Source organism: Rhizobium sophoriradicis, from assembly GCF_025200795.1.
Classification (GTDB): domain Bacteria; phylum Pseudomonadota; class Alphaproteobacteria; order Rhizobiales; family Rhizobiaceae; genus Rhizobium; species Rhizobium sophoriradicis.
In genome coordinates this window covers 183,116-191,764 of sequence record NZ_CP104157.1, presented here as the reverse complement: position 1 = coordinate 191,764, position 8,649 = coordinate 183,116, and the positions used below count along the sequence as shown (strand labels likewise).

General features: G+C 57.8%; 8 protein-coding genes and 1 pseudogene. 5 read left to right on the top strand and 4 right to left on the bottom strand.

Annotated features, from left to right (window positions below; translation table 11 throughout):
- Positions 1-980: 980 nt before the first annotated feature.
- A complete protein-coding gene (locus tag N2597_RS33675) occupies positions 981-1,649 on the bottom strand; it encodes a hypothetical protein (protein WP_103671196.1) in 669 nt (222 codons plus the stop codon).
- Positions 1,650-1,685: 36 nt separating this feature from the next.
- Here N2597_RS33675 and N2597_RS33670 point away from each other — a divergent pair, with 36 nt between their 5' ends.
- Positions 1,686-1,823, top strand: a complete 138-nt coding sequence (locus N2597_RS33670) for a hypothetical protein (RefSeq protein WP_341356292.1) — start codon at positions 1,686-1,688, stop codon at positions 1,821-1,823.
- A gap of 452 nt (positions 1,824-2,275) precedes the next feature.
- On the opposite strand, the pseudogene N2597_RS33665 reads toward N2597_RS33670, so the two are convergent.
- From N2597_RS33665 to N2597_RS33655, 3 genes and pseudogenes are all read right to left on the bottom strand, one after another.
- Positions 2,276-2,474, bottom strand: a pseudogene (locus N2597_RS33665) (integrase); the annotation flags it as partial.
- A 5-nt stretch (positions 2,475-2,479) separates the two neighbouring features.
- Positions 2,480-3,247 (bottom strand): SDR family NAD(P)-dependent oxidoreductase, encoded by a 768-nt coding sequence (locus N2597_RS33660; protein ID WP_077991676.1) that lies wholly within the window; start codon positions 3,245-3,247, stop codon positions 2,480-2,482.
- A 285-nt stretch (positions 3,248-3,532) separates the two neighbouring features.
- Positions 3,533-4,687 (bottom strand): site-specific integrase, encoded by a 1,155-nt coding sequence (locus N2597_RS33655; protein ID WP_077991679.1) that lies wholly within the window; start codon positions 4,685-4,687, stop codon positions 3,533-3,535.
- A gap of 538 nt (positions 4,688-5,225) precedes the next feature.
- On the opposite strand from N2597_RS33655, the gene N2597_RS33650 reads away from it, so the two are divergent.
- The 4 genes from N2597_RS33650 to hxsA are packed head-to-tail and all read left to right on the top strand — an operon-like array spanning position 5,226 to position 8,645.
- Positions 5,226-5,513, top strand: coding sequence for a hypothetical protein (locus N2597_RS33650; protein ID WP_063503094.1), 288 nt, complete (start codon positions 5,226-5,228; stop codon positions 5,511-5,513).
- Positions 5,510-6,916 carry a His-Xaa-Ser system radical SAM maturase HxsB gene (hxsB, locus tag N2597_RS33645; RefSeq protein ID WP_011427308.1) on the top strand — a complete coding sequence of 469 codons (1,407 nt, stop codon included), beginning with the start codon at positions 5,510-5,512 and terminating at the stop codon, positions 6,914-6,916. The genes N2597_RS33650 and hxsB overlap by 4 nt, the downstream gene beginning before the upstream one ends.
- Entirely contained in the window at positions 6,913-7,995 is a 1,083-nt protein-coding gene (gene hxsC / locus N2597_RS33640; RefSeq protein WP_011427309.1) for a His-Xaa-Ser system radical SAM maturase HxsC, read from the top strand. The genes hxsB and hxsC overlap by 4 nt, the downstream gene beginning before the upstream one ends.
- On the top strand, positions 7,992-8,645 hold the full coding sequence (hxsA, locus tag N2597_RS33635; protein ID WP_011427310.1) for a His-Xaa-Ser repeat protein HxsA: 654 nt from the start codon (positions 7,992-7,994) through the stop codon (positions 8,643-8,645). Before hxsC ends, hxsA begins: the two co-directional genes overlap by 4 nt.
- Positions 8,646-8,649: the final 4 nt, after the last annotated feature.

Genomic DNA, 8,649 nt, shown 5'->3' with positions numbered 1-8,649 from the left:
AAACGCTCATTCTCTTCAAATCGACGATTGAGCGTAAATTGCGCTGAGTCTGTTTGGCGGTCAAGAAAAATTAGGTTAATCAAACGTTAACAGCAACCGCTTGATACGGCCCTTAGACTCGCTGGTGGATTTTACGCTTGATCTCGCTCCAATAGAACCCCTCACTCGACAGGCGGCGCACGGGTTTGTTCATGCCGCAGGACCCTATCTCGCGCCTTTGGCCACCCCGTTCTCTAGCCCTTCTACGCGCCGTCGTTGCCGTAGATGAGGTACCATTCAGGCGAAAGTTCTCAGCTGAGAACTTTTTGCCCGTGCCTTCCAAGCTTACAGACACCGCAAGCGAAACCTCTCCGCATTGACGGCCTTGGTTGACCGATCCCAGGCCCCTGCACTCCGCACTACCGGCCAGAGAGGGCAGAATCGTCGCGCGCCTTCGAGACGCGACTGTCGCAGGAATCGCAACTCGATCAAAGGCCGGAGGCCATTGCCTGCACTCTTCCCAACAAGAAGTTCTGTCGGTCTGCAGCCCGCGAACGCAAGCAGCACGCGCGCTTCGCGATTTTACGGCAAAGTTCTCAGCTGAGAACTTTTCACCATCCCAGAGTATGTACTATCGAAGTCTATATAAGCGGAACGTCTTTCCGGCATGCTCGGAAGCCTTCGAGACCGTCACGCGGCGGATGCCCCACGGCTGAATATAGAGGCAACCAGCAGCCCAAGCGAAAGCCGCAGTTTGCCAACGCGCAGCACCCGCCTCCCTCCCCAGTCTACGACAGTACATCTCCAGGATCCCGTAGCTGAAATGCAGGTAGTTCCGGTCACTGTATGAACAGCATTTGCGTAGCCGGTCTCGAGGCGTTCAGTGATGGCAGTCACTCGTCTGCGCCAGGCATCCGTCACCCGACCCGCAGCGAGAAGAGCGTCAGCAACGAGCAGTTCTGTCGCAAATCGCGGAACGAGATATCGGATGCCCAACTCCCTCAGAGCGGCTTCCCCATGTTCCGGAGGGAGGCGCAGTCCTCGACCGCTTCGTTGAAGCACCGAAGGGACGCGCTGCCGAGGTCCTTTAACGTTTGGTAGACTTCCAGCGCGCCGCGATACGCGAGCAGCGCACTGTGGAGGCTTACGTGGTACTGCTCTATACCGTCTGCGGAGCTCGCCTCCAGGCATAAGGCCTTGCCTCGCTCCCTCAGGACCCGCCCTGCCGCCTTGGCTGTGATAATGGCTGCGGTGCCAGCCAATCTCGGATGAGTGAGGTAGAACGCTACGTCCATCGGCGGGACAAGATGTGTCGGTACCGCTGAGATGTCCCAGATGCGCTCCCCTTCAAACATCTCTTCGAGGATCATCGCAATGCCGTGCCTCTCCGGATGAAGGGAAAAATAACACAGGACCGCGATCGCCTTCTGAGCAGCGTGCCCCTCCACTCTTGTCATATAGAACTCGAGCGACTCTGCGTTGATCACATCCTTGACAATTAGATCGGCGAATGACCCGCTGAGATCGGTCTTTGCCTGGGCGCGAGCGACGAGAGTGTTTGGACCATGATGAGCCACGCCCTCGCCTACCTCGTAACATTGCACGATGGCGTCGAGCCTTCCCCGGATATCCATTGCGACAAAGAGATTGTGCTGACGCTTCTCGATCAACCGAGCAGCCCGCCGAAGGCGCCTAAGCAGATAGCGATGGTCATCCTTCTCGACGACCATCGTTCGAACCTCGCCGGTGAACCCGTCGGCAACACTGCGACGGTGAAAGCAGAGTTGGGTGAGACGACCGCAAAGCTGTTTTCCTCGGGAGCGTCAGGGAAGACGAACCTGTAAGCCACCTCGCCTTCTGTCGGCGGACGCGGCAACGGCCGTGACATCATTTCGGCGAACTGGAGGTTTTGGCTGATCCAGCACCGGGCAATCCGATTGAATTCCCCATAGGCGTGGTCATCCAAAACGGTAGGGCGACCAGACGTGGGAGCTCGCGGCTCACAAGGATCCAAGCTCCTTCTCGATCCGCTCGACTAGCTGGCGACCTCGCAGCGTCACCGAATCTGGCGGATAACCAATGTCTTTAAGATAGTGCACGACTTGGTCTGATGCGTCGGCCGTATGAAGATGAAAATGGACGTGCAGTTCTCATAGACCGGCTCCTCTGTGATCTCCGCAATCTCGGTCTTCAGTTCGGTGACGACGGCAACGATCGCAAGTCGCCCATCTGCGATGGACGGCGATCTTCAAAGCATTCGAGCAGCCCGCCCGCTTCGGCGCGTTGCGTTGTCCTACTAGCTCGATGCTTGTTGGACCGATCGGTGGCGCGATGCTCTATAGCTTCAGGAAGCGGGATGCCGCGTTCGCAGCCTCGGTCAGGTACCCAGATCGTATGCCGTACGCAGAAAACTCCCCAGTATCCAGCCCCGCCATCGCCGCCCGCTGCTCGAGCATCGCATTGTCCGACTGCGGATCGATCGCGGGCCGCGAAACTTAGCTTAGATGCGTCGCGTGATGGCGCCGTCAACCACCAGGTTGGCGCCTGTGACATAGCTCGCCGCTGGGCTCGCCGCGAATGCGACGACGTTGGCGATCTCCTCCGGCCTCGCCATGCGGCCCATCGGGATCATGGCAACGGCTTTGTGAAAATGTTCGGGTTGCTCGCTCTTGACTTGATCCCAGGCACCACCGTCAAAGAACGTCGAACCGGGGCTGACGACATTGGCTCGGATACCCTTTGGTGCGACGGTGCGGGCGAGCGACTTGATGTAAAAGTGCAGCGCAGCCTTTATGGCGCCATAGGACACCTCTGTGTAAGCATTAAGTTCTGAATCTTCCACTCCCCCAATCGAGCCAATGGCGACGATCCTCCCCGCCCGTGATCGCTCAAGGTACGGCATAACCGCCTCAACTGCCGTCACAGTGTGGATCAGATCGACGTCGAAGGCCGACTGGAACGCCTCGATACTCAGGCCGAAAGATAGGGCGCTGGCATTTGCCACCAAAATGTCGACACCGCCAAGCGCCGCCGCAGCGTTTTCAACCCAGCTCCGAAGTGCGGCGGGGTCTTTGACGTCGACGGATCGGCCCCAGGCCTTGCCTCCCTTGCATTCTAGTGCCTTGACCACGTCATCAACGGCGTCGCCGCTGCGGGCACAAATCGCGACGTCGGCTCCCTCCAACGCAAGACGCTCAGCGATGGCAAGCCCAATCCCCCGAGTCGAGCCGGTTACCAATGCCTTTTTGCCAGTGAGCTGCAGATCCATTTCATGGGCTCCTCTAATCCGACATCCGTTGGAAATACTGCTTTGTGGGGCCTAGGTATGTTCCCTGCAGACAAACGCGGCAAGACCGGATCGGCATAATGCTGCTATGAATCGCAGGATGCCATGATGTCGAGCCTAAGCAGGATCGGCGCTCATTCGGAGGTTACCTGCCCGATGCGCGCGATGCCCCGCCATTGCAGCGGTGAATTCTATCGAAGATGCGAGTGGCGCGGATGCGGACCCAGTTAGCCTGTCCCAATGACCGCCTTTTGCCAAAACTGATTGTTACAGGAGCCGCGCTGCCCTGCCATTTCGACGTGTCGCATTGTTGTAATAGCTCGACGCTTGTTGGACCGAACGATGCCTCGACTGCTCCATGGCCTCGGGGAGGGGAATGCCGCGGTTGGCGGCTTCCGTCAGGTAACCCGACCGCAGCCCATGCGCCGAAAACTCGCCGACCTCCAGCCCGGCCATCGCCACCCGCCGCTTGACGATATCGTTGACGGCCTTCGGATCGAGCCCCCGGCGCGAAACATGGCCCCAGCGATCGATCGCCCGAAACACGCTGCCGCCGCCGATCCTGGCGGCCGCCAGCCAGGCATTTAGCGCCTCGACCGGCCGGCCGGTCAGATAGACGACCTCGTCCTGGCTGGCGCCAGAATTCTTGGTGCGGCCGAGATGAATCGACAACGAGGGGAGGGGGCTGCCGTCCTCGCCGGCAACGGGCGGCTCGACCGTCAGCTGTTCCTTGCGCAAGCCGGCGACTTCGCTGCGCCGGCGGCCGCCGGAGGCAAAGGCGACCATCAGGATGGCGCGGTCACGCAGATCGCGCAAATTGTCGCCGCCGCAGGTCGCCAGCAGTTTTGCCAGCACGTCACCGGTGACCGCCTTGGCGCTCTTGCGAAGACGTTGTCTTGGCGCGGCTCGGATCGCCAGCCGAATGGCTGATTTGAGGGCAGGGGAGGCGAAGGCCCCGTCAAAACCGCGCCATTTGGTCAGCGTCGACCAGTTGGCGAGCCGTCGGCGCACGGTCGCCGGCGCGTGCGGCCCGGTCGATCGAAGAAGACCGCCGTCCCTCAAGGCGTGGCCGACTGCGGCCGGCATGCCGTGCTCGGGATCGGTTTCGCGCCGCGCCGGGTCCCACAGATGATGGGCGACGAATTTCAGCAGCAGCGCTTCCGGCGCCGGCCAGGGCAGCGGATTTTCGGTCGCCGCCAGTGCCCAGGCTTCGAGGTAAGCAAGATCGGAGGTCAGTGCCCGCAGGGTGTTGGCGCCCATGCCTTCGTTGACCAGGTGTTTGAGCGTCTCGACGTCCTGGTCGGTAAGGATCTCGGCGAGCTTGTCGCGCCGGTCGATCGGCAGCACCGCGGCAATGGTGTCGAGCGCTTCGGCGCGCCGGGCGACGGCTTCGGGTGCAGATTTCGGGGCGACGATGTCCACAGGAGCTCCTGAAACGGCGAAAGCCGCGTATCCGAACGGCCGCTTTGGCCGTCCATCGATGCCGTTTTGACTGATTTGCGCGTCCAAATCAATCGCTTCCGATAAGCAGTACTTATCGGAGGTTAGCCATGCGCGCCGATGCCATAACGGACGACGGAAACAAATGCTGACGTCGCTTCCGTTTTGGAAAAGAACAACATTAATTCATATAGTTAATGACGTATAAAAATCTCAAGCTTCGGTTAACTTGCCGGCAGCGCACGCTGCGAAATGAGCCGACAGAGTATTCTGACCGAGGCTAAGCACTCAGCCAGTGGCCCGTCTGGCCTATGCCGCCTCCCGGTTCATGATTTTTGCGGTGAGCGCCGCCTTCCTGCGGAAGGAAATCGAGATCACTTTCTTTCAGAATTGATCTCCGGCCCCAGAAGATGAGTAATGGACACCCTGTTATTCTCGGGAAAATGCAATACAACCATCTGGTGATCAAGCGGCTGAGTTGCTACAGTGATACGGAGAGGAAGTCGATTGCCATTGTCCGATGGAAAGAACAGAATCCAGCACGCCGATCCAGAGAGTTGAACGACGCACTTTGATCGATGTCGATGAAGCGCATCGACCTTACCTTGCTGCGGCCATCCTTCGTTTCAATGCAGCGAATGCTGCGGTAAGGGTCGAGGTCTCGAAGCAAATTACTTTATCCGATGACGGTACCTCGCCCATCGACACGTTGATCGCAAATTTTCACCACTGCCTCTACCGTGAGAAAATCTATTCGGAGACGCTTTCCCTTCGACGGGCTCTCATCAGCGGTGTTCTCGGGCGATGACCGTCTTCCCACTGAAATTCACGCGGTTGGCTTCTGATTACCTCTTCGCTGACGACGCCGGTGGGTATTTTCGGGGAGATCGCAACTTCCTCGAGCGATACGTCGGTGGCAATTTGACCGCCTCAGACACCGAGTTTCTTCATTCGAACGGGCATGCATTCGATGAAGTCGGCGACCCAGCATATATCGGATTTGCATATCGGTGGGCACAGCGACTGCATCGTCCGCAGGAGCTGAACTACGTCATCCTCGTGCCGACACTTCGCTGCAATTTGGCGTGCGGCTACTGCCAGGTGTCGCGGGTCAACGAAAACACCAGTGGGTTTGACTGGACCGAGGACACGCTCGCCCAGGTTCTTCGTTTTCTCGATGGCATGGACACGGCAAGTGCGAAAATCGAGTTTCAAGGCGGCGAACCGCTTTTGCGATTGGATTTGCTGGAGACGGTTCGAGAGTTTGCGCGGCGCAAATTCAAGGACGTAAGCTTCACCGTTTGCACCAATCTGCAGTCTGTTTCCGATGAAGCCTGGGCGTTTCTCGACGCTTCGGACACATTGATTAGTACGTCGCTTGATGGCGAACTTTCGGCTCACCAACGGCAGCGGACAATCACATCCCGTGACACCGACCAGTTTGTTTCGAACCTTCGCTATGGGATCGGAAGGCTAGGGCAAGGTAAAGTGTCGGCGTTGCCCACGCTTGATGTCAACAATTTGCCAACCCCGAACCAGATCATTGAGACGTTCGGTGACTTCGGCTTTCGTTCCATTTTCCTCCGGCCTATCAACCATCAAGGTTTCGCTCGGAAGCGATACCGGACAATGGGCATGGATGAGCGATGGAACGACTGTCATGGCCGATTCATCGATGCGTTGATCGAGCACAATTGGACAGCAGATTTCCCTGTCGAGGAATTCTACTTCACGCATTGTCTTCGCCGGGTGCTGCGCGGCGGCCATAACCACCATGTGGACCTTCGCAACCCGAACATCCTCGGTAAGGACTACCTGGTCATCGATTTCGACGGCACGTTTTATCCGTCGGACGAAGCCAGGATGGTGACGAGAGTGGGGCAGATCGACCTGAGTGTCGGCAATCTTTGGGATGGCATCGATCAGGCAAAGCTGGATGTCCTGAATGAGGAAGCGACTAACTCGTTCCATCCAGATTGCATCCACTGTCCATACCAAGCGGCCTGCGGCATTGACGTGATCGACGACCTCTCCCGGTACGGTCGTATCGACGTGCCGAAGCGTGACACTACCTTCTGCCGACGCCATACCGCGATCTTCGACAAGATATTCGAGCTGCTCTATTCGGATGACAAAAAAGCTCACAAGAGCCTTGCGGCATGGGCCGAAATTCCGGAGTTCGATCCTTCGCTGGCTCCGATACACAGATGATCGATTTGCGGCTTAAGATCGATGACGTTCCAATCGACCATCCAAGTATCGTTCGCCTGCGCACCGACACGGTGGAGAGTGAGCATGATGCTGTCCTGATCGATCGTGACCACGAGAGTCAAATCTTCGATCTCGCGGGCTATTCGCTTCGAGTTTACTGCGATCCCCAAACTGATCTCGACGGCGACGTGCTCCTTCTAGTACCTGGTCGAAACTCGGCTCATCGATTGCTGCGAGCAGGGTCGAGGCACAACACCTTCCTGGTGACCGAGCAATGCGACCAGCTCTGCGTGATGTGCTCGCAGCCTCCGAAGAAATATCACGTCGACCTCTTCGACCAATTCACAGTCGCCGCCACCTTGGCCCCGGAAAACGCGCGCATCACGATATCTGGCGGCGAGCCGCTGCTGCACAAACGAAGACTGTTTCAATTCCTCGCAGTCGCCGCGAAGGCTCGACCCGACATCTCATTTCATGTTTTGACCAACGGCCAGTTTTTCGAACCTGGCGACATTGCCATAATTGATGGGGTCGGAAGGGAGCGCGTGTTGTGGGGCATTCCATTGTATGCGCCTCATGCCGAACTTCACGACAGCATCGTTGCAAAGCGGGGTGCGTTTGAAACGTTGTCGCAGAATTTCGTGACGCTAATGAGGGCCGGGGCGGCCGTCGAGCTTCGGACGGTTGTCCTTCAGCAGAACTGGGATGTGTTGCCACAGCTTGCGGACTACGCCTCGACCCGGCTTCCGTTCATTGATGTCTGGGCCATCATGCAACTAGAAAATATCGGTTACGGCAGAATGAATTGGGCGCATTCGTTCAAGGATACGTCGCTGGATTTCGGCCAACTGGGGAGCGCCATCAATCTCGCGATTGGGCGCGGTATTCATACTCTTCTTTATAATTTCCCGCTTTGCACGGTTCCCCCACCGTACCGGCATTTGGCACCAAGCACGATTTCAGACTGGAAGAACAAATTCCTGGAAGAGTGCGGCGAGTGTACGTTGCGCTCTACTTGTGGTGGATTTTTTGAATGGTATAAAGCTGATCAGGGATTTGGGGGACTGTCACGACAATGAAGAAGCGCAAGGTTTACCTGTTGCCGTCATTGATTGCGGCTGGGTTCATGCCGTCGAAAGGCGATGCAGCGCCACTTGTCGGCCTTACCCAAAAGAAGCCAGAACCCACTCTCTTTGAGCGGCTGCGGGTCAAGCAGGCCTACACCCTCGCTGGTCATAGCTCACATTCGAGCCACGCAAGTCATAGCAGTCATGCTAGTCACGCGAGCCATGCGTCAGGCTCTGGGGGCGGATACGTTGTGCCGCGCGGCGACTACAACAACAGCACGACCTATACGCAGCCCGACCCGACGCCGAGCTATTCGCCCAATCCGGGACCGGTCATCAGAAGTCTACCGACGACTCCCAACATACCGGCGACGACTTCGACTGGCAGCTATTCGACGGGGGTTGCCCCGCAATCCTCCGCGGTGAATACAGCCCCAATGCCCCTGAAGACGTTGCCGGGCAACTCAGACAAATTTCGGCGTATCGTTATTCAGGTTCAGACCGCTCTGGTTGCCTTCGGCTATTTCGGCGGCCCGATAACAGGGCAGGTCGACGCCGCAACGAGGGTTGGACTTAATAAAATGCAGGATGCCTATGGGCTGAAGGTGACCGGAACGATCACGCCTCAAGTTCTCACAGCTTTTGGTATTTCAACAAACTGATCCG